The organism is Pseudomonas sp. V98_8 (genome assembly GCF_029967975.1).
In the GTDB taxonomy this organism is placed as follows: Bacteria; Pseudomonadota; Gammaproteobacteria; order Pseudomonadales; family Pseudomonadaceae; genus Aquipseudomonas; species Aquipseudomonas umsongensis.
On record NZ_JASCAE010000084.1, the window covers coordinates 22,452 to 44,208 of the forward strand.

The 21,757-nt window shown below is 61.0% G+C and carries 20 protein-coding genes and 1 pseudogene; 14 read left to right on the forward strand and 7 right to left on the reverse strand.

What is annotated here, in order from left to right:
* Positions 1-8: 8 nt before the first annotated feature.
* On the reverse strand, positions 9-500 hold the full coding sequence (gene antB / locus QLG10_RS25565; protein WP_110746678.1) for an anthranilate 1,2-dioxygenase small subunit: 492 nt from the start codon (positions 498-500) through the stop codon (positions 9-11).
* Positions 500-1,891, reverse strand: a complete 1,392-nt coding sequence (gene antA, locus QLG10_RS25570; RefSeq protein ID WP_110746680.1) for an anthranilate 1,2-dioxygenase large subunit — start codon at positions 1,889-1,891, stop codon at positions 500-502. Before antA ends, antB begins: the two co-directional genes overlap by 1 nt.
* A gap of 377 nt (positions 1,892-2,268) precedes the next feature.
* Here antA and QLG10_RS25575 point away from each other — a divergent pair, with 377 nt between their 5' ends.
* Complete coding sequence (locus tag QLG10_RS25575) at positions 2,269-3,279, forward strand: helix-turn-helix domain-containing protein (RefSeq protein WP_282488243.1); 1,011 nt, start codon at positions 2,269-2,271, stop codon at positions 3,277-3,279.
* Between the two features lie 6 nt (positions 3,280-3,285).
* Here QLG10_RS25575 and QLG10_RS25580 read toward each other — a convergent pair.
* Both QLG10_RS25580 and QLG10_RS25585 read right to left on the reverse strand, forming a co-directional pair.
* Positions 3,286-3,378: pseudogene (locus tag QLG10_RS25580) on the reverse strand (metal ABC transporter ATP-binding protein); the annotation flags it as partial.
* A 30-nt stretch (positions 3,379-3,408) separates the two neighbouring features.
* The gene (locus QLG10_RS25585; protein ID WP_020796471.1) at positions 3,409-3,882 is read right to left on the reverse strand and encodes an Lrp/AsnC family transcriptional regulator; all 474 of its coding nucleotides are present in this window, start codon (positions 3,880-3,882) and stop codon (positions 3,409-3,411) included.
* A 175-nt stretch (positions 3,883-4,057) separates the two neighbouring features.
* On the opposite strand from QLG10_RS25585, the gene kynU reads away from it, so the two are divergent.
* From kynU to QLG10_RS25600, 3 genes are all read left to right on the forward strand, one after another.
* Positions 4,058-5,308 carry a kynureninase gene (gene kynU / locus QLG10_RS25590; RefSeq protein WP_188265375.1) on the forward strand — a complete coding sequence of 417 codons (1,251 nt, stop codon included), beginning with the start codon at positions 4,058-4,060 and terminating at the stop codon, positions 5,306-5,308.
* Positions 5,309-5,411: 103 nt separating this feature from the next.
* Positions 5,412-6,725 carry an OprD family porin gene (locus QLG10_RS25595; RefSeq protein WP_282488244.1) on the forward strand — a complete coding sequence of 438 codons (1,314 nt, stop codon included), beginning with the start codon at positions 5,412-5,414 and terminating at the stop codon, positions 6,723-6,725.
* Positions 6,726-6,811: 86 nt separating this feature from the next.
* Positions 6,812-8,251 (forward strand): amino acid permease, encoded by a 1,440-nt coding sequence (locus tag QLG10_RS25600; protein WP_282488245.1) that lies wholly within the window; start codon positions 6,812-6,814, stop codon positions 8,249-8,251.
* On the opposite strand, the gene QLG10_RS25605 is transcribed toward QLG10_RS25600, so the two are convergent.
* On the reverse strand, positions 8,192-9,076 hold the full coding sequence (locus QLG10_RS25605; protein WP_282488275.1) for a LysR substrate-binding domain-containing protein: 885 nt from the start codon (positions 9,074-9,076) through the stop codon (positions 8,192-8,194). The genes QLG10_RS25600 and QLG10_RS25605 overlap by 60 nt on opposite strands.
* 233 nt (positions 9,077-9,309) lie before the next feature.
* Here QLG10_RS25605 and QLG10_RS25610 point away from each other — a divergent pair, with 233 nt between their 5' ends.
* On the forward strand, positions 9,310-10,074 hold the full coding sequence (locus QLG10_RS25610; protein WP_282488246.1) for a sulfite exporter TauE/SafE family protein: 765 nt from the start codon (positions 9,310-9,312) through the stop codon (positions 10,072-10,074).
* On the opposite strand, the gene QLG10_RS25615 is transcribed toward QLG10_RS25610, so the two are convergent.
* A complete protein-coding gene (locus QLG10_RS25615) occupies positions 10,064-10,378 on the reverse strand; it encodes a putative quinol monooxygenase (protein WP_248678962.1) in 315 nt (104 codons plus the stop codon). The two genes, QLG10_RS25610 and QLG10_RS25615, sit on opposite strands and share 11 nt — an antisense overlap.
* 163 nt (positions 10,379-10,541) lie before the next feature.
* Between QLG10_RS25615 and QLG10_RS25620 the strand changes: the two genes are divergently transcribed.
* The 9 genes from QLG10_RS25620 to QLG10_RS25660 all read left to right on the forward strand — a co-directional run bounded on the left by QLG10_RS25620 (position 10,542) and on the right by QLG10_RS25660 (position 19,606).
* The gene (locus tag QLG10_RS25620) at positions 10,542-11,132 is read left to right on the forward strand and encodes an NAD(P)H-dependent oxidoreductase (protein WP_110746692.1); all 591 of its coding nucleotides are present in this window, start codon (positions 10,542-10,544) and stop codon (positions 11,130-11,132) included.
* Positions 11,133-11,274: 142 nt separating this feature from the next.
* A complete protein-coding gene (locus QLG10_RS25625) occupies positions 11,275-12,186 on the forward strand; it encodes a LysR family transcriptional regulator (protein ID WP_282488247.1) in 912 nt (303 codons plus the stop codon).
* 103 nt (positions 12,187-12,289) lie between these two features.
* A complete protein-coding gene (locus QLG10_RS25630) occupies positions 12,290-13,183 on the forward strand; it encodes an NAD-dependent epimerase/dehydratase family protein (protein WP_282488248.1) in 894 nt (297 codons plus the stop codon).
* 200 nt (positions 13,184-13,383) lie between these two features.
* Positions 13,384-14,829 carry a SulP family inorganic anion transporter gene (locus QLG10_RS25635; RefSeq protein WP_282488249.1) on the forward strand — a complete coding sequence of 482 codons (1,446 nt, stop codon included), beginning with the start codon at positions 13,384-13,386 and terminating at the stop codon, positions 14,827-14,829.
* A 322-nt stretch (positions 14,830-15,151) separates the two neighbouring features.
* Positions 15,152-16,501, forward strand: a complete 1,350-nt coding sequence (locus QLG10_RS25640; RefSeq protein WP_033045481.1) for a gluconate:H+ symporter — start codon at positions 15,152-15,154, stop codon at positions 16,499-16,501.
* Positions 16,502-16,516: 15 nt separating this feature from the next.
* Positions 16,517-17,377, forward strand: a complete 861-nt coding sequence (locus QLG10_RS25645) for a MurR/RpiR family transcriptional regulator (RefSeq protein ID WP_110746697.1) — start codon at positions 16,517-16,519, stop codon at positions 17,375-17,377.
* Between the two features lies 1 nt (position 17,378).
* Entirely contained in the window at positions 17,379-18,836 is a 1,458-nt protein-coding gene (locus QLG10_RS25650) for a D-aminoacylase (protein ID WP_110746699.1), read from the forward strand.
* Positions 18,837-18,944: 108 nt separating this feature from the next.
* Entirely contained in the window at positions 18,945-19,190 is a 246-nt protein-coding gene (locus QLG10_RS25655) for a plasmid stabilization protein (RefSeq protein WP_110746700.1), read from the forward strand.
* On the forward strand, positions 19,187-19,606 hold the full coding sequence (locus tag QLG10_RS25660; protein WP_110746702.1) for a type II toxin-antitoxin system VapC family toxin: 420 nt from the start codon (positions 19,187-19,189) through the stop codon (positions 19,604-19,606). The genes QLG10_RS25655 and QLG10_RS25660 overlap by 4 nt, the downstream gene beginning before the upstream one ends.
* Before the next feature lie 119 nt (positions 19,607-19,725).
* On the opposite strand, the gene QLG10_RS25665 is transcribed toward QLG10_RS25660, so the two are convergent.
* Positions 19,726-21,645 (reverse strand): methyl-accepting chemotaxis protein, encoded by a 1,920-nt coding sequence (locus QLG10_RS25665; protein WP_282488250.1) that lies wholly within the window; start codon positions 21,643-21,645, stop codon positions 19,726-19,728.
* Positions 21,646-21,757: the final 112 nt, after the last annotated feature.

Below are 21,757 nucleotides of genomic sequence, written 5' to 3' on the forward strand. Positions count from 1 at the left end.
CCTTGGATTCAGAGGTGGTAGAAGTCGAGTACCGAGTTGATGGTGTCGTTGAGCAGCAGCACATGCTTGCGGCTGATCAGCCAACTGTCGGCGTGGGGCTTGAGCCGGTAGGTTGCACGTCCGTAGAACTGCTCGGAGGTGGCCAGGCGATAGAACAGCGTGTGCCAGTTCAGGCGCACCTCCAGTTCACCGTTTTCAAGTTCGCCGATCCGCACGTTGCTGATCAGGTGCAAGGTGCGCGGCATCGGTGTCGAGGAGGCGGACTTGCCCGTGCGCAGGCGGAACACACGGTCTTCCAGGCCTGAACGGTTGGGGTAGTAGATCAGCGACATCTCGCGCTTGGGGTCGCGGGTGTAGACGTGTTCCGAGTCCCATTGCGGCAGGTGGAATTCGCTCTGCTCGTCGAACAGCTTGATGTAGGCGTCCCAGTCCTGGGCATCGCACAGTTCGGATTTGCGATAGAAAAACTGTTCGATCTGGTACTGCAATTGCGCATTCATCATTGCACCTCACGGAGTTTCAGGGATTTCGCGTCCAGGCCATCGAGCAGGAATTTCTGCCAGTTGCTGTGCTGGTTGACGTAGAGCCCTTCGTGGGTGAATTCGGTGCCGGTCATGGCCGGGGCGATGCCGATCGACTCGCTGTTGGGCGTGGCGCCGGTGGCCCAGCGGTGACTGCCGCGGGAAATGTCGCTCCAGCGCTCCAGGCGGGCCTGGAAACCGCGCTGGGCTTCACGGAATTCCACCAGGTCGTCGGGTGTACCCAGGCCCGACACGTTGAAGAAATCCTCGAACTGGCGAATGCGGTTTTCGCGGTCGGCGTCCGACTCGTTTTTCACCCCCAGGCACTGGCTGATGATCTCGGTCTTGTTCCAGGCCACCGGCCGGATGATGCGCAATTGCGAGCTGATCTGGTCGAGGAAAAACAGGCTCGGGTAGATGTTCAGGTTGCGCAGGCGATGCATCATCCATTCGGCCTTTTCCTGGCCGTGTTCTTCGACGAGGCGCGGCATGATGGTCGCGTAGCCGGAGCGCACGGACGGGTTCGGCATGTCGCTGAAGAGCACGCTGTGGCCATTGTTGAACGCGAACCAGCCGTCATCGGTGTTGGCGTCGCCAGCACCGAGCTTGCTGTAGTCCAGGGTGCTGGCGCTGCCGGTGCCGTTCTCGCTGTTGACCTGCTGGCGATGCTGCACCGTGGCCACGTAGTTATAGTGGACCGTGCTGACGTGATAGCCGTCGAGGCCGTTTTCGTTCTGCAGTTTCCAGTTGCCGTCGTAGGTGTAGGCCGACTTGCCGGGCAACACTTCCAGCTCACCGGTTGGCGACTGGGCGACCATCATGTCGAAGAACACCTTGGCATCGCCGAGGAAGTCTTCGAGGCTGTTGTCGGCGTGTACATCGAGGCTGATGAATACGAAACCCTTGTAGCTCTCGATGCGCGCCTTCTTCAGGCCGCGCGTGGCCTTGTCGAAGCCTTCCGGATACTCGCCCGGCGCCTTGACCTTCACCAGGCGCCCGTCGCTTTTGTAGCACCAGGCATGGAACGGGCAGGTAAAGGTCGACTGGTTGCCCTTGCCGACGCGGGTCAGGGTCGTGCCGCGATGCTGGCAGGCGTTGATCAATGCGTTGAGCTGGCCGTCGCCGTCGCGGGTAATGATCATCGGCTGGCGACCGGCGCGCATCGTGACGAAGTCGTGGTTATTGGCCAGCTCGCTTTCGTGGCAGGCGTAGATCCAGTTTTTCTCGAAGATCAGTTCCATCTCCAGATCGAACAACTGCGGCTCGGTAAAGATGTCCCGGGCGATGCGGAACACGCCTTCTGCCGGACGGAAGTCCAGGCAGCCCTGGATAAACGCTTTCCACTGCTCGACGTTTTTTTCGCCACTCATGGGTGTGCACCTGTTTTTTATTGGGGCTAATCGGTGTGCTCATTAGAGGGAGTGGGGCGGGTGGGGGTCTATCCGGTTTGTGGGCGAAGGCAGTCCGTAAAATTCGTGGGGTAACACCCACTCGGTATCAAACTGGGCAGCGACTACCCAGAAGGCGCACCAAACGATGAATGGCTGCACCTGTGTGCAGCAATCAGGTACTGTTTTGCGCAACGTCGAGTGCCTGTTGGGACACGTTCACCGGCTACGTTATCCACATAGTCGAGGATTGCTATCCACTCAGTTGGCGCTGGCGTTTTGTGGCCTGGAACTTGCGTTTTCCACGCCTGAGACGCGCCGTCAGAGCGCGCTGGAAAATAGCCCGTGGGTGCACCGTGATGAACAGCAAAACCGATCCGCAGAGTCGCGACATTCGTGTCGACAGCGACGACCTCGAGGCCGCAAGAAGCTGGATGTCCGGTATTTGCGGGCCGCATCGACTCGTGACCTCGACGCCCGAGCGGATCCGCTTCCATCACAGTGCCAACACGTTCAAGTCGATGGCCACGACGCTGGGCACCATCGAATACGGCACCGATGTCACCATCGATATCGAGGATCCCGAGCGCTTCAGCAGCTACAGCCTGAGCCTGCCCCTGGTGGGCGAACAGGAGCTGAGCAAGAACGGCAGGGTGGTGAGATCCGACCGCGACCAGGGGGTGATCATTTCCCCCAATGAAAACCAGTTGCTGGCGATTTCCGGCGACTGCCGCAAAGTCCAGGTGGTGATTACCCGCGTCGCCATGAGTGAGTCCCTGGAAGGCCTGCTGCAGCGGCCCCTGGATGCGCCGCTGCGCTTCGAACCGATGATGGATGCGGTCGATGGCGCGTCGGCTTCGTGGTGGCGCATGGCGCGCTATTTCATCGCTGAGCTGGAGCACGGTAGCGACCTCTACGAGCAAGTGGCCTTCACCCGGGACATTGAAAGTTCGCTGATCAAAGGCTTGATCCTCGCCCAGCCGAACAACTATTCAGAAGAGTTGCGCGAGGTGCTGGGCGTGAAGTTGCCGCACTACCTGATCCGGGCGCGGCAATACATTCATGACAATGCTCGCGAGGCTTTGCACCTGGAGGACATCGAAGCGGCTGCCGGGGTTTCACGCTTCAAGCTGTTTGAGGCGTTCAAGAAGTACTTCGCATTGTCGCCGATGGTCTACCTGAAGAAGTACCGCCTGAACGGCGTGCGTCAGGAGCTGCTTGAACACGGCTCGGCGCGCAATATTTCCGCGATCGCCATGGGCTGGGGGTTCACGCACCTGGGGCGTTTTTCCGCCGAGTACCGCAAGCTGTTCGACGAGTCCCCGAGCATGACCTTGCAGCGCAATGAAGCCCGGCGCCTGCGCGGCTAAAACACTTACATGTGGGAGCGGGCTTGCTCGCGAATGCGGTGGATCAGTGAACATTGATGTCAACTGACACTGTCTCTTCGCGAGCAAGCCCGCTCCCACAGGTTTAGCAGTGTATTAGGCATTGCTCTCTTACTTGCGCACCACCAGGTCCAATAACGATTCACGCTCCTTGATCTTCTGCAGGACGATTTCCGAGCGGATATCAGTCACCCCCGCCGTGCGGTTCAAGTGGTTGACGATGAAGTCGGAGAAGTGTTTGAGATTACGCGCCTGGACGCGCAGCACATAGTTGCTCGCTCCCGTAATCACATACGCGGTGACCACTTCCGGCCACGACTGGACCTTCTTGATAAAGGTCTCGTGCCAATCCTCGACGTCCTGTCGCAACGACACATGGACGATGGCTTCCAGTTCGATCCCCAGCCGTTCGGCATTGAGCACCGCGCGATAGCCGCTGATGATTCCCTCGCTTTCCAACAGCCGCAACCTTCGTAGACAGGCCGACGGCGACAGGGCGACTTTCTCTGCCAGCTCCTGATTGCTGATGCGGCCATCCTGTTGCAGTTGATGGAGGATTCGCAGGTCTGTCGAGTCGAGATTCATGGCTGGCGTAAATCCGCGTTTATGGGTGTTGGATTCGAATTTTATGCGAAATAACTACCTCGTAGCCGCTTAGTTTGCACGAAAATTCTCCAAGGCATCGTTCATTATTTCTCCACGAAAAAGGGGCCGGCAACGCCTGCATAAACGCTACGACCTTCAAAGAACAGGACACCCGATGACAACAAGAAACGATTGCCTGGCGCGTGATGCCCAGGACACTCTCGCGCCGCTACGCCAGCAATTTGCGCTACCCGACGGTGTGATTTATCTCGATGGCAATTCCCTGGGCGCACGCCCGGTCGCGGCATTGGCGCGTGCTCAGGAGGTGATTGCCCAAGAGTGGGGCAATGGCCTGATCCGCAGCTGGAACACTGCCGGTTGGCGCGATCTGTCCGAGCGTTTGGGTAATCGCCTGGCCGGGTTGATCGGCGCCCGTGACGGTGAAGTGGTGGTGACCGACACGACCTCGATCAACCTGTTCAAGGTGCTCAGTGCCGCGCTGCGGGTGCAAGCCACAAGGTCGCCAGCGCGGCGGGTGATTGTCACCGAAAGCAGCAATTTCCCCACTGACCTGTACATCGCCGAAGGCCTGGCCGACATGCTGCAGCAGGGTTACACCTTGCGCCTGGTTGATAGCCCTGAAGAGCTGCCACAAGCGATCGACCAGGACACGGCGGTGGTGATGCTCACCCACGTCAACTACAAGACCGGCTACATGCACGACATGCAAGCGCTGACCGCGCTGACCCATGAGTGCGGGGCGCTGGCCATCTGGGATCTGGCGCATTCCGCTGGCGCGGTGCCGGTCGACTTGCATCAGGCGGGCGCCGACTACGCCATCGGCTGCACCTACAAATACCTCAATGGCGGTCCGGGTTCGCAGGCGTTCGTCTGGGTCTCGCCGCTGTTGTGCGATCTGGTGCCGCAGCCGCTGGCGGGGTGGTTCGGCCACTCGCGGCAGTTCGCCATGGAGTCGCGCTACGAGCCGAGCAGCGGCATCGCCCGTTACTTGTGCGGTACCCAGCCGATCACGTCGTTGGCGATGGTCGAGTGCGGGCTGGATGTGTTCGCCCAGACCGACATGGCCAGCTTGCGCCGTAAATCCCTGGCCCTGACGGACTTGTTCATCGAACTGGTCGAACAGCGTTGCGCGGCTCACGAACTGAAGTTGATCACCCCGCGTGAGCACGCCAAGCGTGGCAGCCACGTCAGCTTCGAACACCCCGAAGGTTATGCGGTGATCCAGGCCCTGATCGAGCGGGGCGTGATCGGCGACTACCGCGAGCCGCGCATCATGCGCTTCGGTTTCACCCCGCTGTACACGACCTTCACCGAGGTCTGGGATGCGGTGCAGATCCTCGGCGAGATTCTCGATCAGAAAACCTGGGCGCAAGCGCAATTCCAGGTTCGCCACAGCGTCACCTGATACCTGCGTTGTCCAGGTCTTGCTGCCAGGTTTCCTGGCGGCAGGGCTTCGCCTGCGATCAATCAACTGTTCTGTGCAAACACAATAATAAGGAGCACGCAGAATGAGACTGTCCCCCTGGCCCGCCTTGTCGCTCGCCATCGGCAGTTGCCTCGGGCAAATGGCCTATGCCGCTGCCGACAATGGATTCGTCGAAGGCAGCAGCCTGACCCTGACCAACCGCAACTTCTATTTCTACCGCAATAACCTCAACAACCCTGGCGGACAGAATTATCGGGATGAATGGGCCCACGGGATCATGCTCGATTACCGCTCCGGCTACACCCAGGGAATGGTGGGGTTCGGGGTCGATGCCTACGCGCAACTGGGCATCAAGCTCGACAGTGGCAAGGGACGCACCGGCACCGGTTTGCTGCCGGTCGATGCCGATGGTCGCCCCGAGGATGAGTACTCCGAAGCGGGTGGCGCGGTGAAGGCGCGGGTATCGCAGACCGAACTCAAGTACGGCAACCTGACCCCGCTAAACCCGGTGTTCGGCACCGGCAATGCGCGACTGTTCACCAGTGTTGCCACGGGCTTCCAGCTGACCAGCGATGAACTCAAGGCCTTGCAACTGGACATCGGTCATTTCACCGCCGGCAACGACAGTAACTCGACCAATGCCGATGGCGCGCTGAAAGCGCTGTACGCTGGCGTGGAAACCCGCAGTGTCGATTATCTGGGCGGTAGTTATGCCCTGAGCGACCAACTGAGCATCAGCCTCTACGGCTCGCAGTTCACCGATATCTGGCGGCAGTACTACGCCAACGGCAACTACACCTTTGCCCTGAGTGAAGGCCAGTCGCTGAACCTGGATTTCAACATCTACCGCACCAACGACGATGGTCAGAGCCTGGCCGGAAAAATCGACAACACCACCTGGTCGCTGGCCACCGGGTATAAGTTCGGCGCTCACCGATTGACCCTGGCGTATCAACAAGTCGATGGCAACGAGCCGTTCGATTACCTGGGGTTCGATCAACAGCCAGGCACTTCGATTTTCCTCGCCAACTCGGTTCAGGTGCTCGACTTCAACGCCCCCAACGAGCGCTCATGGCAACTGCGTTATGACCTGGACATGGCGGCGTTCGGTGTGCCGGGGCTGAGCTTCATGTCCCGTTACGTCAGCGGTGACCATATCGACGACAGCCATTACGACGGTGGTCCCAACGGCGCCTACGGACGCTACGGCGATGACGGCAAGCGCTGGGAACGCGACATCGAGGCGCGCTACGTCGTGCAGTCGGGCAAGGCGCGTGACCTGTCGGTGAGGGTGCGCCAGGCCAGTGTGCGTTCCACCGCGCAAGTGGCGCGGGCCGATACCACGGACAACAACGAAGTGCGCGTCATCATCGAATATCCACTGAGTATTTTCTGATCCGTGTCCTGCTGTGCGTGGCTGATCCCCACCGGTAAAAACCAAGACGTGCTCTTCAAGAAAGACAATATTCAGAGGACATAAAAATGACCGATAACGCCGGTTTTGAAACGATATCCAACCGTGAACAGGGCCTGCGGCGTCAGCTGACGTCCGGACAAATGAGCATGATCGCCATTGGTGGCGCGATCGGCACCGGGCTGTTCATGGGCAGCGCCTACGCGATTGGCTATGCCGGGCCGAGCGTGCTGCTCAGCTACGCCATCGGCGCGATCATCACGCTGTTGTTGATGGGCTGCCTGGCGGAAATGACCGTGGCCCATTCGACCTCCGGCTCATTCGGTGCTTACGCCGAATTCTACGTCAGCCCCCTGGCCGGGTTCCTGGTGCGCTATGCCTATTGGGCGGCGATCGTGCTGGCGGTCGGTACGGAAGTGACAGCGGTGGCGATGTACATGAAGTACTGGTTTGCCAACGTGCCGGAGTGGGTGTGGATCGTCTCGTTTTCCAGTGTGCTGATCGTGCTCAACGCGATCAGCGTGAAGACCTTCGGCACGTTCGAGTACTGGTTCTCGACCATCAAGATCGGCGCGATCGTCGGCTTCATCATTCTTGCGGTGTACGTGGTGTTCGGTTCCGGCAACCCGGAATACGGCGTGCACAATTACACCGTCCACGGCGGTTTTTTCCCCAATGGCCTGCAAGGCATGTGGGTCGCGGTCATCGTGTCGATCTTCAGTTACCTGAGCGTGGAGATGATCGCCGTGGCCGCCGGTGAAGCGCAGGACCCGGAGCAAGCGGTAAAGAAAGCCTTTCGCGCGACCATCGTGCGCCTGGTGGTGTTCTACCTGCTGACCCTCGCTCTGATGCTGGCGATTGTGCCGTGGGTCCAGGCCGGTCATACGCAAAGCCCGTTCGTCACGGTCATGCAAGCCATCGGCATTCCGGGCGCCACCGGGGTGATGAATTTCGTGATCCTGATCGCCGCGCTGTCGGCGATGAACAGCCAGTTGTACATCACCACGCGCATGATGTTCAGCCTGTCCCGTGGCGGCTACGCCCCCAAGTCCATGGGCAAGTTGAGCAAGAGCGGGATTCCGCTGAACGCCCTGTTGTTGTCGAGCTCGGGCATTGCCCTGGCGACCTTGCTCAACATCCTGTACCCGGAAAGTTCGTTCACCTTGATGATGGCGATCTCCATGTTCGGCGCCATCTTCACCTGGTTCATGATCTTCCTGACGCACTACTGTTTCCGTCGTTATCACCAGCGTCACGGCGAGCGAAAACTGTCGTTTCGCATGCGCCTGTTCCCCTACAGCACCTGGTTGGGGTTGGTACTGATGGGCGCGGTGATGATCACCACCTATTTCACCGAAGCCTTCAAGATGACCCTGGTGTTCGGTGTGCCGTTCCTGTTGTTGCTGACCGTTGTCTACGGCGTGTTTTTCAGGAAGCCCAAACCGGCCTCACTCAGTGAGCAACGCCTCGAGCAGCGCCCTGGCATAACCGGGCAGGCCAGTGAATGATCGCGCGCACAGCAGCAGTTTTCGCTGCGCCCAGTCTTCCTTCAACGAGAAGCTTTTGAGCGGTTGATCCAGTGCCCGGCGCTGGATCGCCGCCAGCGGTACAATCGCCAGCCCGGCGCCGCGGGCAACCATGCGCATCACCCCGTCGAAACCCTCCGCACGGATGCGGATCTGCATGCGCATACCCGCGTGCAACGCCTGTTCTTCGAGGTACACCGCGAGTGCACTATTAGCGGCCAACCCCACGTAGTCGTGCTGCAAGGTATCGCTGAACGTCGGCGGTTCGCCGTCGGCCAACGGATGCCCGGGCGGCATGATCAGCACCAGCGGGTCGTCGCGAAAGGGCAGGGTTTCGAGGGCTTGGGTGTCCACCGCATCGGAGACGATGCCTAGGTCGGCGGCACCCTGGCGCAACGCGTGGGTGATGCGCGTGCTGGGCAATTCCTGCAAGTCGATGTCGAGGTTGGGGTGCTCGCGCAGGAAGTCGGCGAGCAACTCCGGCAGGTATTCGGTGATCGCCGTGGTGTTGCACAGCAATCGCACCTGGCCTTTGACGCCTTTGGCATATTCGGCCAGGTCCTGCTGCATGCGTGCGGCCTGTTGCAGCAGGACCCGGGCGTGTTGCGCGAGGGCCTTGCCGGCAGGCGTCGGGGTAACGCCGCGACGGCCGCGCTGCAGGAACTCAGTGCCGAGTGATGCTTCCATTGCACGGATTCGCGCGCTCGCGGCGGCCAGGGACAGATGGCTATGCGCCGCGCCGGCGGTGATGTTGCCGGTGTCGAAGATGTTCAGGTAGAGGCGCAGGTCGGTCAGGTCGAAGTGCATCATTGCAGCCTCAAGTGGTGTGTCGTGTGGGCGGGCCTCTTCGCGGGCAAGCCCGCTCCCACAGTAGAAATGCATCGAACATAATCTGGTGTCCGCCAAAGATCCCTGTGGGAGCGGGCTTGCCCGCGAAGGCGTCAGCAGCCACGGCGAATACTTAAGCCTCTTGCTAATCAAGAGGCAGGCTCAGTATATGGCAGATTTTCAACCCGCCAATCCGGGCTCACCATTAGCCCATGAATACCCTCGTCTCGTTCTACCAGAATCTCGGCCTGACCCTTTCACTACTGGTCATTGCCACCTTCCTGCTCGCCGGCATGATCAAGGGCGTGATCGGCCTGGGCCTGCCGACCATCGCCATGGGCTTGCTCGGTCTGGCTATGGCGCCTTCACAGGCTTCGGCGCTGTTGATCATTCCCGCGACCCTGACCAACGTCTGGCAACTGGCTTTCGGCGGGCATCTGCGCGGGTTGGTCCTGCGGCTGTGGCCGATGCTGCTGGCGATTTTCATCGGCACCGGCGCCGGTACGCTGTGGATCGGCATGGTCGGCGGACACTGGGTGGTGCGCGGATTGGGCGCGGCGTTGTTGCTCTATGCGCTGAGCGGCTTGTTCTTGCCGACCATGCGTGTCGGTGCGGGTAATGAGTGCTGGCTAGGTCCGATGTGCGGCGTGTTGACCGGTGTCATCACGTCGGCCACGGGCGTGTTCGTGATTCCGGCAGTGCCTTACCTGCAGGCGCTGGGCTTGAGCAAGGACGAACTGGTGCAGGCGTTGGGCCTGTCGTTCACCGTCTCCACCCTTGCCCTCGCAGGTGGGCTGCTATGGCGCGGCGCCCTTGGCGGCGGCGAGTTGAGCGCGTCGCTGTTGGCGCTGATCCCGGCGGTGCTCGGCATGTGGCTGGGGCAGTGGCTGCGCCAGCGGATCAGCGCCTTGTTGTTCAAGCGCGTATTCTTCATTGGCCTCGGGTTGCTCGGCGGCCATTTGTTGATCAGCGGCTAGCGGACGACGGGCTGAGCCTCTCGATGGCGCGGATTTCGAAATCCCGTTCCAGGTACTCATCGCGTTGGTCGAGGAACTGCTTCATGTGCGGCAGGTTCGAGTGCACGTCGAGATGTGCCTGGGACTGCCAGATCTCGAAGAAGATAAACAGGGTAGGGTCCTGCTTGTCGCGCAGCATGTGGTACTCGATGCAGCCGGGTTCGGCGCGACTTGCTTCTACGTAGCCGCTGAAAAACGCTTCGAAGGCGTCGGATTTTTCCGGGCGGGTCTTGGCGTGCAGGATGAAACCTTGCATTTCACTCATTGGAAAACACTCCTCAAGTCAGAATCGGCGCCAGTCTAAGGCAACAATCTCCTAGTGATTCGTGCGCGTGGGTCAAATGTATTTTGCGACAGCGGCGCTTACTCCGCGCGAGGCGGATCGTTACGCTGCCGCCATCCAGTTTCTGACCCTTACGAGACCTCTCATGAAAAAAGTCCTGTTACTCAATGGCGGCAAACAATTCGCCCACTCCGATGGCCGCTACAACACCACCTTGCATGAAGCCGCGCTGAGCGTGCTGGATCGCGGCGGTGTGGATGTCAAGGCCACCTTCATCGACGAGGGTTACGACGTTGCCGAAGAAGTCGCCAAATTCCTCTGGGCCGACGTGATCATCTATCAGATGCCGGGTTGGTGGATGGGCGCGCCATGGACCGTGAAGAAGTACATCGACGAAGTCTTCACCGAAGGTCACGGCAGCCTCTACGCCAGCGATGGCCGCACCCGTTCCGACGCCTCGCAGAAGTACGGCAGCGGGGGCCTGATCCAGGGCAAGCAATACATGCTGTCGCTGACCTGGAACGCGCCGCAGCAAGCCTTCGACGACCCGACCGACTTCTTCGAGGCCAAAGGCGTGGACGCGGTGTACTTCCCGTTCCACAAGGCCAACGAATTCCTCGGCATGACCGCTTTGCCGACTTTCCTCTGCGTGGACGTGATGAAGCGCCCGAACATCGAGGCCGATGTGGCGCGTTATGAGCAGCACTTGGCCGAGGTGTTTGGGCTGAAGGTGTAACGCTCAGCTAATATCGGTCGCAATGGCTTAAAAGATCGCAGCCTTCGGCAGCTCCTACAGGTATACGCAATACCCTGTAGGAGCTGCCGAAGGCTGCGATCCTGGCGATTCATGCCATGCCGATTCGTGAAAGAGGACACACGTGAAAGCCAGATCCGATGAACTGCAGATCTTCGTCTGCGTGATTGAGTGCGGGTCGATTTCCGCGGCCGCCGAGCAGGTCGGGCAAACGCCGTCGGCGGTCAGTCGCACGCTGTCGCGGCTGGAGGCCAAGCTCGATACCACGTTGATCAACCGCACCACGAGGCGCATGGACCTGACCGAGGAGGGCAAATATTTCTTCGAGCACGCCAAGCTGATTCTCGATCAGATGGACCAACTCGAAGAACGCTTGTCTTCGCGCCAGCAAACGCCGTCCGGGCGATTGCGCATCAACGCCGCGTCGCCGTTCATGCTGCATGCCATCGTGCCGTACATCGATGAGTTCCGCCGGCTTTATCCGGATATCCAGCTCGAACTCAACAGCAACGACCTGATCATCGACCTGCTCGAGCAAAGCACCGACATCGCCATCCGCATCGGCACACTCGCCGACTCGACCCTGCACGCCCGTTCGCTGGGATGCAGTCCGCTGCACATCGTCGCCAGTCCCGCCTACCTGGAAAAACATGGCACACCGACAGCCGTGGCGGACCTGGCCGAACACACCCTGCTGGGGTTCACCCAGAACGAAGGCCTCAACCAATGGCCGTTGCGCTATGTGCATGGCGATCGCTGGCCGATCCAGGCGTCACTCAGCGCGTCCAGCGGTGAAACCATCCGCCATCTGGCGCTGGAAGGCCAGGGCATCGCCAGCCTGTCGCATTACATGACCATCGAGGACATTCATGCCGGGCGGTTGAAGGTCGTGCTGGCCGAGTTCAACAGCGGTTATCGCCAGCCGATCAACGCGGTGTACTACCGCAACTCGCAACTGGCCTTGCGCATCCAGTGTTTCCTTGACTTCATCCAGGGCAAATTGGCGCTTTACGCTTCCACGGATTTCAGCGACTGATTCGTGATTCCTGCGCAAGAGTGAATTGGGTCAGCAGGGATTTTTCGTCTGGGATCACTGCTTGATACTCGTTGCATCACTTATCAACGCAGGGAGTTTCTCCATGAACGTATTCGTTACCGGTGCGGCCGGTTTCATCGGCGGCTCCATCGCCACCGGTCTGGTCAAGGCCGGCCACAAGGTGACCGGCCTGGTGCGCAACGCCGAGCAAGCGGACGAGCTCAAGGCACTGGGCATCACCCCCGTGACCGGTACGCTGGACGACAGCGCACTATTGGCCGAACAAGCCCGGGCAGCCGACGCCGTGATCAACGCCGCCAGCAGCGACCATCGCGGCGCTGTCGAAGCCTTGCTCGATGCCTTGCGCGGCTCCAACAAGGTATTGCTGCATACCAGCGGTTCGAGCATCGTCGGCGATGCCTCGGGCGGTCATCCCAGCGACGTTATCTATTACGAAGACAATTTGCCGGAACCCACCGTGGACAAGGCTGCACGCGTGGCCATCGACAACCTGATCCTCGCCGCGGCCAAGGACGGCGTGAACTCGGCCGTCATCTGCAACACGCTGATCTACGGCCACAGCCTGGGCGTCAAGCGCGACAGCGTGCAGCTGCCGCGCTTGCTCAAGCAGGCGCGTAAAAGCGGCGTGGTCCGCCATGTCGGGACCGGGCAGAACATCTGGTCCAACGTGCACATCGAAGACGTGGTATCGCTGTACCTGCTGGCGCTGAGCAAAAACGTCCCAGGCACGTTCTACTTCGTCGAAAGCGGTGAAGCGTCTTTCATCGACATGACCACGGCGATCGCCGAGGCGCTGAACCTGGGCAAGCCGCAAGACTGGCCGCTGAAGGACGCCGAAGACGAGTGGGGTTATGAAATGGCCAACTATGGCCTGGGCTCCAACAGCCGTGTTCGCGGAACGCGTGCGCGGGAAATCCTGGGGTGGGCGCCGAAGCGTACGTCGGTGCTGGAGTGGATTCGTCACGAGATGGTTTGAGTTCGCTCAACACCGAGTCGCTGCCTTCGCGAGCAAGCCCGCTCCCACATTCGACCGCATTTCCTCTGAGGGAACCGGGTCAACTGTGGGAGCGGGCTTGCTCGCGAAGGCGTTTCTGAGGTCGCATGAACTGGCCGAGCCTCCCTCGATTCCGTAACATCCGCATACTCCTTCCTGCTTCTCCCTGCACGCGGTCCCCCATGAAACCAAAACATCTACGCGCCGATGCCCTCGCTGGCCTCACGACGTCTTTCGCCCTGCTGCCCGAATGCATTGCCTTCGCGCTGGTGGCTCATCTCAATCCGCTGATGGGGCTGTACGGTGCGTTCATCATTTGCACCCTGACCGCGCTGTTCGGTGGTCGGCCTGGCATGGTGTCCGGTGCTGCCGGGTCGATGGCGGTGGTGATCGTCGCGCTGGTGGTGCAGCACGGCGTGCAGTACTTGCTGGCGACGGTGCTGCTGGGCGGGTTGATCATGTCGACGTTCGGGCTGCTGCGCCTGGGCAAGTTGGTGCGGATGGTGCCGCACCCGGTGATGCTGGGGTTCGTCAACGGCCTGGCGATCGTCATTGCCCTGGCGCAGCTTGAGCATTTCAAGAGTGGTGAGACCTGGCTGAGCGGTACGCCGCTGTACTACATGATCGGGTTGGTGGCGGTAACGATGGCGGTTGTCTACGTGCTGCCGCGTCTGACCCGCGCGATACCGCCGGCGTTGGCGGCGATCCTGGGAGTGGGGTTGGCTGTGCACTTCCTCGGCCTGCCAACCCGCACCCTGGGCGACATGGCACATATCGCCGGCGGCTTGCCGACATTTGCCCTGCCAGACATTCCCTGGAACCTGGAAACCCTAAGCATCATTGCGCCCTACGCGTTCTTGATGGCGATGGTCGGCCTGCTGGAAACCCTGTTGACCCTCAACCTCACCGACGAATTCACCGAGAGCCGCGGTTACCCCGATCGCGAGTGTGTGGCGCTGGGTGCGGCCAATGTGGTGTCCGGTCTGTTTGGTGGCATGGGCGGTTGCGCGATGATCGGCCAGACCGTCATCAACTTGAGCTCCGGGGGGCGCGGGCGGTTGTCCGGTGTGGTGGCCGGGGTGTCGATCCTGCTGTTCATCCTGTTCCTGTCGCCGTTGATCGAACGTATTCCTTTGGCGGCGTTGGTGGGGGTGATGTTCGTGGTTTCGCAGCAGACCTTCGCCTGGGCTTCGCTGCGGGTGCTGAATAAGGTCCCGATGAACGATGTACTGGTGATTATCATGGTGACGGTGATCACGGTGTTCACCGACCTGGCCATGGCGGTGTTGTGCGGGATCATCATTGCGGCGCTGAATTTCGCCTGGCAGCAGGCCCGGCAGCTGTACGCCGACAGTCACCTGGAAAGCGACGGGAGCAAGCTGTACCGCGTGCACGGCACCTTGTTTTTTGCCTCGACCACGCCGTTTCTCAACCAATTCGACGCGGCCAACGACCCCGTGCAAGTGACCCTCGATTGTCGCCACCTGAGCTTCGTCGATTACTCCGCCATCGCTGCATTGGAGACCTTGCGCGAGCGCTACAGCAAGGCTGGCAAGCACCTGCGTGTGCTGGGCCTGTCCGAGCGCTGCAAGAAACTGCTCAAGCGCGCCCGGGTACAACACGACTGAGATCCGCCTGCCTGATCGTTCCCACGCGCAGCAAAGGATGATCGTTCCCACGCTCCGCGTGGGAATGCCTCTTCGGACGCTCTGCGTTCGGCTGTGAAGGGACGCGGAGCGTCCGGGGATGCATTTCCACGCAGAGCGAGGGAACGATCCGTGGTGATGAAAATATACCTGCCTGATTTTCATTAATTACGACACGACATATCTCTGAGCGACATCCCTTACCTCTGCACGAAAATTACTTTCACCTCGTTTGAAAATCGCGTCTCGAAATGTTTTAAGAGTTTCACAAAACTTTCGACGTGACCCTCTCGAGGAGTACCGCATGACCCCGTCCTTCGGCTATTGGCTGCTGGTGTATGCCGCTGTCGCCATCATCGCGCTGATCGTGCTGATCGCCCGTTACCGGCTCAATCCGTTCATTGTCATCACCCTGATCTCCATCGGCCTGGCGCTGGTGGCGGGCATGCCGCCGTCCGGTGTGGTCGGCGCCTATGAGGCGGGCGTCGGCAAGACCCTGGGACACATCGCCCTGGTGGTGGCGCTGGGTACCATGCTCGGCAAGATGATGGCCGAGTCGGGCGGCGCCGAGCAGGTGGCGCGCACCTTGATCGACCGCTTCGGCGAAAAAAACGCGCATTGGGCGATGGTGTGTATCGCTTTCCTGGTCGGGCTGCCGTTGTTCTTCGAAGTCGGTTTCGTATTGCTGGTGCCGATCGCGTTCACCGTGGCGCGGCGGGTCGGCGTGTCGATCCTGATGGTCGGCCTGCCGATGGTCGCCGGCCTGTCGGTGGTGCATGCGCTGGTGCCACCGCACCCGGCGGCGATGCTGGCGGTGCAGGTGTATCAGGCGTCGGTGGGGCAGACCTTGCTCTATGCGATTGCGATCGGTATTCCCACGGCGATCATCGCCGGGCCCTTGTACGCCAAATTCATCGTGCCGCGCATCCAGTTGCCGGCGGAAAACCCACTGGAGCGGCAGTTCCTCGAACGTGAACCGCGCGACAGTCTGCCAAGTTTCGGCCTCACCATGGCAACCATCCTGTTGCCGGTGGTGTTGATGCTGATCGGCGGCTGGGCCAACCTGATTTCCACCCCTGGCACGGGTTTCAACCAGTTTCTGTTGTTCATCGGCAACTCGGTCATCGCATTGCTGCTGGCGACTTTGCTGAGCTTCTGGACCCTTGGCCTGGCCCAGGGCTTCAATCGCGAGTCGATCCTCAAGTTCACCAACGAATGCCTGGCGCCGACTGCGAGCATCACCTTGCTGGTGGGCGCCGGCGGCGGCCTGAACCGGATTCTGGTGGACGCCGGTGTCACCGACCAGATCGTCGGCCTGGCCAACGAATTTCACTTGTCGCCGTTGCTGATGGGCTGGTTGTTCGCCGCCTTGATGCGCATCGCCACCGGCTCCGCTACCGTGGCCATGACCACCGCCTCGGGCGTGGTCGCCCCCGTGGCCATCGCGATGGGTTATCCACACCCGGAGCTGCTGGTGCTGGCAACAGGGGCGGGCTCGGTGATCTTTTCCCACGTCAACGACGGCGGCTTCTGGCTGATCAAGGAATACTTCAATATGACGGTGACCCAGACCTTCAAGACCTGGACGGTGCTGGAGACCCTGATCTCGCTCGTCGCCTTCGGCCTGACCGTGGGCCTTTCCTACCTGATTTAACCGGAGCCGCCCGCCATGGACATCCTCTACCAGATCCGCGCCCGCCAGGATTCCTTCAGTGCCGGGGAAGGACGCATCGCGCGCCTGATGCTCGACGATGTGGGGTTTGCCGCCTCCGCCAGCCTGGATGAGCTGGCGCTGCGCGCAGAGGTCAGCACTGCCACGCTGTCGCGTTTTGCCCGTACGGTCGGCTGCAAGGATCTGCGCGACCTGCGGTTGCAACTGGCCCAGGCCAGCGGCGTCGGCAGCCGTTTTCTCGATCCGGCGGGCACACCGGAGCAGTCAGCGTTCTACGGGCAGATAGTCGGCGACATCGAATCGACCCTGCGCCAGCACCTGTCAGCCTTCGACGAGTCGCGGTTCGCCGATGCCGTGAAACTGCTGGGCAAGGCGCGGATGATTCATGCCTTCGGCATGGGCGGCTGTTCGACCTTGTGCAGCGATGAGTTGCAAGTGCGCCTCGTGCGCCTTGGCTACCCGATCGCGGTCTGCCACGACGCGGTAATGATGCGGATCACCGCGGCCAGTCTCAGCGCCGATCAGGTAGTCATCGTCTGTTCACTGACCGGGATCACCCCCGAACTGCTGGAAACCGTGGAACTGGCCCGCAGCTATGGTGCGCCCGTTCTGGCCATTACCCGAGGCGATTCGCCGCTGGCGCAACTGGCCGACATCGTGCTGCCGCTGCAAAGCGCCGAGACCTCCTTCATCTATAAACCGACAGCAGCACGCTACGGCATGTTGCTCGCCATCGATGTGCTTGCCACCGAGCTGGCACTGGCCAATCCTCAAGACAATCAAGAGCGCCTGCGGCGGATCAAGCTCGCCCTGGACGATTACCGCGGCGGCGACGATCACTTGCCGCTGGGAGACTGACATGATGTACGACACGCTGATTCGCAATGCCCTGGTCATCGACGGTAGCAACAGCCCTGGCTATCCGGCCGACGTGGCGATCCGCAATGGCCGCATCGAGCGCATCGGTGACTTGCAGGATGCCCGTGCCACCGAAGAAATCGACGCTGCTGGCCGCGTGTTGGCGCCCGGCTTCATCGATGTACACACCCACGACGACACGGTGGTGATCCGTCAGCCGCAGATGCTGCCCAAGCTCAGCCAGGGCGTGACCACGGTGATCGTCGGCAATTGCGGGATCAGCGCCTCGCCGGTGAGCCTGCGCGGCGATCCACCGGACCCGATGAACCTGCTCGGCAGTGCTGCGGCGTTTGTTTATCCAACATTCGGCGATTACCGTGCGGCAGTGGAGGCGGCAAACACCACGCTGAACGTCGCCGCGCTGGTGGGCCACACCGCGCTGCGCAGCAACCACCTCGACGACCTGTTTCGCACCGCTACTCCCGATGAAATTGCCGCCATGCGCGAGCAACTGCGCGAAAGTCTGGAAGCTGGCGCCTTGGGCTTGTCCACCGGTCTTGCCTACGCCAGTGCGTTCTCGGCATCGACCGATGAAGTGATGCAACTGACCGAAGAGCTGACAGCGTTTGGCGCGGTCTATACCACCCATTTGCGCAGCGAATTCGAGCCGGTGCTGGACGCCATGGACGAGGCATTCCAGATCGGCCGGCATGCGCAGTCCCCGGTGATCATTTCCCACCTCAAATGTGCCGGCGCCGGTAACTGGGGGCGCAGCCCGCAACTGTTGGCGTCCCTTGAGCAGGCGGCGAAAACCCACCCGGTGGGCTGCGATTGCTATCCGTATGCCGCCAGTTCCTCGACCCTGGACCTCAAGCAAGTCACCGATGCACACCGCATTACCATCACCTGGTCAACGCCGCACCCGCAGATGGGCGGGCGCGACCTGATGGATATCGCCGCCGAGTGGAACCTGTCCCTGCTCGATGCCGCCCGCCAGTTGCAACCGGCGGGCGCTGTGTACTACGGGATGGACGAAGCCGATGTGCGACGGATTTTGGCGCACCCTTTGTCGATGGTCGGCTCCGACGGCCTGCCGGAAGATCCGTTTCCTCATCCACGCTTGTGGGGCGCCTTCCCTCGGGTGCTCGGCCATTTCAGCCGTGACGTAGGACTGTTTCCCCTGCACACCGCCGTGCACAAGATGACCGGCTTGTCGGCGGCGCGGTTCGGCCTCAAGCAAAGGGGCGAGATCCGCGAAGGCCATTGGGCCGACCTGGTGCTGTTCGACCCGGCAACCATTCGCGATGTCGCGGACTTCAACGACCCGCAACGGGCGGCCGAAGGCATCGATGGCGTGTGGGTCAACGGGGTATTGAGTTACCAGGACGGTCAGGCGAACGGGCGCAGGGAAGGTCGGTTCCTGGCGCGGGAAGGGGATTTGCGTGGGGGATTCTTGTGACATTGGTGTTTACCAAATACCTGAGTCCGTTGGGCGTCTTAATGGGTTTTTAGCGGGACATGATGTGCTAGTCTGAAATCAATGATTTCATTGATTGCGGGAGGCGTCATGGCCAGTATCACGATTCGAAACCTCGACGATCAGGTCAAGGAGCAGTTGCGAATAGCGGCTGCTCATAACGGGCATTCGATGGAAGAGGAAGCTCGCCTTATCCTGGGTAGGGCATTGGCTACCGTCGATCGTGCGGGAGGGCTAGGCAGCAGAATCCGCAACAGATTTGGTGTGTGCGGTGGAGTTGACCTGGATCTGCCCGTACGGCAGGAGAAAGCAACCGCGGTGGATTTCTCCGAATGATAGTGCTTGATACCAATGTGCTTTCGGAGTTTATGCGGGTTGAGCCTGACGCTCAGGTTCTGGCCTGGGTAGATGCACAACCTGCCATGGAACTGGCAATTGCTGCCATTACCGTGGCGGAAATTCTCCATGGCCTCGCCCGACTCCCATCCGGCAAGCGCAAGCAAAAGCTTGAAGCCCATGCGATGGCGATGTTTGAAGAGGACTTCGCCGCGAGGATATTGCCTTTTGATGTGCATGCCGCCGTTGAGTACGCGACGTTGGTGGCGGGTTGTGAAGCCAAGGGGCGGTCTGTGTCGATGGCTGATGCGCAGATTGCCGCCGTCTGCCGAGTTCACGGAGCACCGATTGCCACCCGCAATGTTCGTGATTTCGAGTTTCCCGGGCTGGAAGTAATCAACCCGTGGCAAGCCTGAGTGCCTTCATTGACAGCTGGATCGCCTTCGCGAGCAGGTTCGCTCCCACAGGATGCTCATTGAACCTGTGGGAGCGGGCTTGCTCGCGAATGGATCTTTCATTCACCGCGCAGTGAATCTCAGACGCGGAAGTGGCTGACCATCATCTGCAACTGATTCCCCAGTCGCGCCAGTTCCACGCTGGACTTGGCCGTCTCATCGCTGGCCGCAGCGGTCTGTTCCGACACGTCGCGCACGTTGATGATGCTGCGGCTGATCTCTTCGGCCACCGCGCTTTGCTGCTCGGCCGCGGCCGCGATCTGCTGGTTCATCGACTGGATGTTGGACACCGTGCGGGTGATGTTTTCCAGTGAGGTGCCGGCCTTGCGGGTCAGGGCCACGCTACTGTCGGTCAGGGTGCGGCTGTTGTTCATCACGGTCGCCACTTGCTGGGTGCCGTTCTGCAGGGCCGCCACCAGGCCTTCGATTTCCTCGGTGGATTTCTGCGTGCGTTGCGCCAGGCCCCGCACTTCGTCGGCCACCACGGCAAACCCGCGTCCGGCTTCACCGGCGCGTGCCGCTTCAATCGCAGCATTGAGGGCCAGCAGGTTGGTCTGTTCGGCCACGGCCTTGATCACGTCCATGACGCTGCCGATCTTGTCGCTTTCCTGTTGCAGCAGGCCCATGGCTTCGGTGGAGCGTGCCACTTCGCTGGCCAGGCGTTCGATCTGGGTGATGGCTTCGCCGACAACCTTGTCCCCTTCGCGGGCTTCACCATCCGCCGCGGCGGCGGCCTGGGAGGCTTGTTCGGCATTGCGCGCGACTTCCTGCACGGTGGCGGTCATCTCGTGCATGGCGGTGGCGACCTGGTCGGTCTCGACTTTCTGGCTGTTGACCCCGGCGCTGGTCTGCTCGGTCACGGCCGACAGTTCTTCGGCCGCGCTGGCGATCTGGGTGACGCCGTCGCGAATACCGCTGATCAGGTCACGCAGGGTCACGCCCATGCGCGCGATGCCTTGTTGCAAAACACCCAGCTCATCGCGGCGGGTCACCCTCACGTCCTGGGACAGGTCGCCACTGGCGATGCGATCGACCACGGCCAGGGTTTCGCGCAGCGGGCCGGTGATCTGCCGGGTAATGAGAACGGCGGCAATAATGCCGACCAACAGAGCCAGCAGCGTGCTGATCAATTGCAGGGTACGCGCCTGGGCGCTTTCGGCATCGCGACGGTCGAGCTGGATCTGATACAGCTGTTCGCTCAGGCTCACGATGGCCGCGCCCTGATCGGTCATTTCCTTGCGCGCCTGCACCGCATCGCTGTTCGCGGCTTTGTAAGCCTGCAAGGCGCTGCGGTAGTTGCCCAGTGCGGTCTCCAGTTGACGCAGGGTTTCGGGCTGGGCGTCGGTGAAATGCACGTTGAGCTGTTTCAGGCTGGCAATGGCGGCGTCCAGTTGAGCGACGGCTTTTTGTTCGGTTTCGGCATTGGTGGTCGCGGTGTAGCCACGCACTTCGTAGCGGGCCAGCAAGAACGCTTGCCGGGCGGCGGTGATGGCCTGGAACTGCTCGAAGCGCTGATCACTCGGTGGCAGTTGTTGCACGCGGCTGTTCAAATCGTCGATCAGCATGCTGGCCGTCTCCGCGTTGGCGCCCATGACGTCGCGCGCGCTGTTGCCGGTGCGGTAGGCGCCACGCATCTTGGCCAGGGACGTCTTGTAGGCGTCGATGACAGTGCCTTGCTCCTTGAGCAGCTTGAGGTTTTCCGGGCTCTTGAACTTCGCCAGCAATGCCTGTTGCTGATCGGAAAAGGCCTGCAGCGTGGTCTGCACATTCTGCGCGGCGGCTTCGTCGCCGTTGGTCAGCATGTACTGCAGGCGCACCACGCGCAGCTTGGTCAGGCCGGCGTTGAGCTGGGTGATGTCGCTCATCCAGTTGCTGCGGTCGATCAGACTGCCCAAGCTGGTCCAGCCGGTCAGGGCGAGGACGCAGGTCAGGGCCAGGACCAGGCCGAAGCCCAGGCCCAGTTTCAGGTTCACGCTGATGTTGCCGAACCAGCTATTCATCAAATTCCTCCAGGAACGTGTGTTTCTTGATCGTCGGTTGGCTGGAAGATTGTTGTTCTTAGGCGCCAGCAAGGTGGGTTGCAGGTCTGTATCGGCAGCAATCGTGAGAGCT

Excerpts from the sequence above, each read along its gene's own strand:
- QLG10_RS25650 (WP_110746699.1), top strand. The coding sequence starts at position 17,379 with ATGATGTACGACACGCTGATTCGCAATGCCCTGGTCATCGACGGTAGC.
- QLG10_RS25645 (WP_110746697.1), top strand. The coding sequence starts at position 16,517 with ATGGACATCCTCTACCAGATCCGCGCCCGCCAGGATTCCTTCAGTGCC.
- QLG10_RS25660 (WP_110746702.1), top strand. The coding sequence starts at position 19,187 with ATGATAGTGCTTGATACCAATGTGCTTTCGGAGTTTATGCGGGTTGAG.
- QLG10_RS25640 (WP_033045481.1), top strand. The coding sequence starts at position 15,152 with ATGACCCCGTCCTTCGGCTATTGGCTGCTGGTGTATGCCGCTGTCGCC.
- QLG10_RS25605 (WP_282488275.1), bottom strand. The coding sequence starts at position 9,076 with ATGCACTTCGACCTGACCGACCTGCGCCTCTACCTGAACATCTTCGAC.
- antA (WP_110746680.1), bottom strand. The coding sequence starts at position 1,891 with ATGAGTGGCGAAAAAAACGTCGAGCAGTGGAAAGCGTTTATCCAGGGC.
- QLG10_RS25610 (WP_282488246.1), top strand. The coding sequence starts at position 9,310 with ATGAATACCCTCGTCTCGTTCTACCAGAATCTCGGCCTGACCCTTTCA.
- kynU (WP_188265375.1), top strand. The coding sequence starts at position 4,058 with ATGACAACAAGAAACGATTGCCTGGCGCGTGATGCCCAGGACACTCTC.
- antB (WP_110746678.1), bottom strand. The coding sequence starts at position 500 with ATGAATGCGCAATTGCAGTACCAGATCGAACAGTTTTTCTATCGCAAA.
- QLG10_RS25575 (WP_282488243.1), top strand. The coding sequence starts at position 2,269 with ATGAACAGCAAAACCGATCCGCAGAGTCGCGACATTCGTGTCGACAGC.
- QLG10_RS25600 (WP_282488245.1), top strand. The coding sequence starts at position 6,812 with ATGACCGATAACGCCGGTTTTGAAACGATATCCAACCGTGAACAGGGC.
- QLG10_RS25620 (WP_110746692.1), top strand. The coding sequence starts at position 10,542 with ATGAAAAAAGTCCTGTTACTCAATGGCGGCAAACAATTCGCCCACTCC.
- QLG10_RS25635 (WP_282488249.1), top strand. The coding sequence starts at position 13,384 with ATGAAACCAAAACATCTACGCGCCGATGCCCTCGCTGGCCTCACGACG.
- QLG10_RS25630 (WP_282488248.1), top strand. The coding sequence starts at position 12,290 with ATGAACGTATTCGTTACCGGTGCGGCCGGTTTCATCGGCGGCTCCATC.
- QLG10_RS25655 (WP_110746700.1), top strand. The coding sequence starts at position 18,945 with ATGGCCAGTATCACGATTCGAAACCTCGACGATCAGGTCAAGGAGCAG.
- QLG10_RS25615 (WP_248678962.1), bottom strand. The coding sequence starts at position 10,378 with ATGAGTGAAATGCAAGGTTTCATCCTGCACGCCAAGACCCGCCCGGAA.
- QLG10_RS25665 (WP_282488250.1), bottom strand. The coding sequence starts at position 21,645 with ATGAATAGCTGGTTCGGCAACATCAGCGTGAACCTGAAACTGGGCCTG.
- QLG10_RS25595 (WP_282488244.1), top strand. The coding sequence starts at position 5,412 with ATGAGACTGTCCCCCTGGCCCGCCTTGTCGCTCGCCATCGGCAGTTGC.
- QLG10_RS25585 (WP_020796471.1), bottom strand. The coding sequence starts at position 3,882 with ATGAATCTCGACTCGACAGACCTGCGAATCCTCCATCAACTGCAACAG.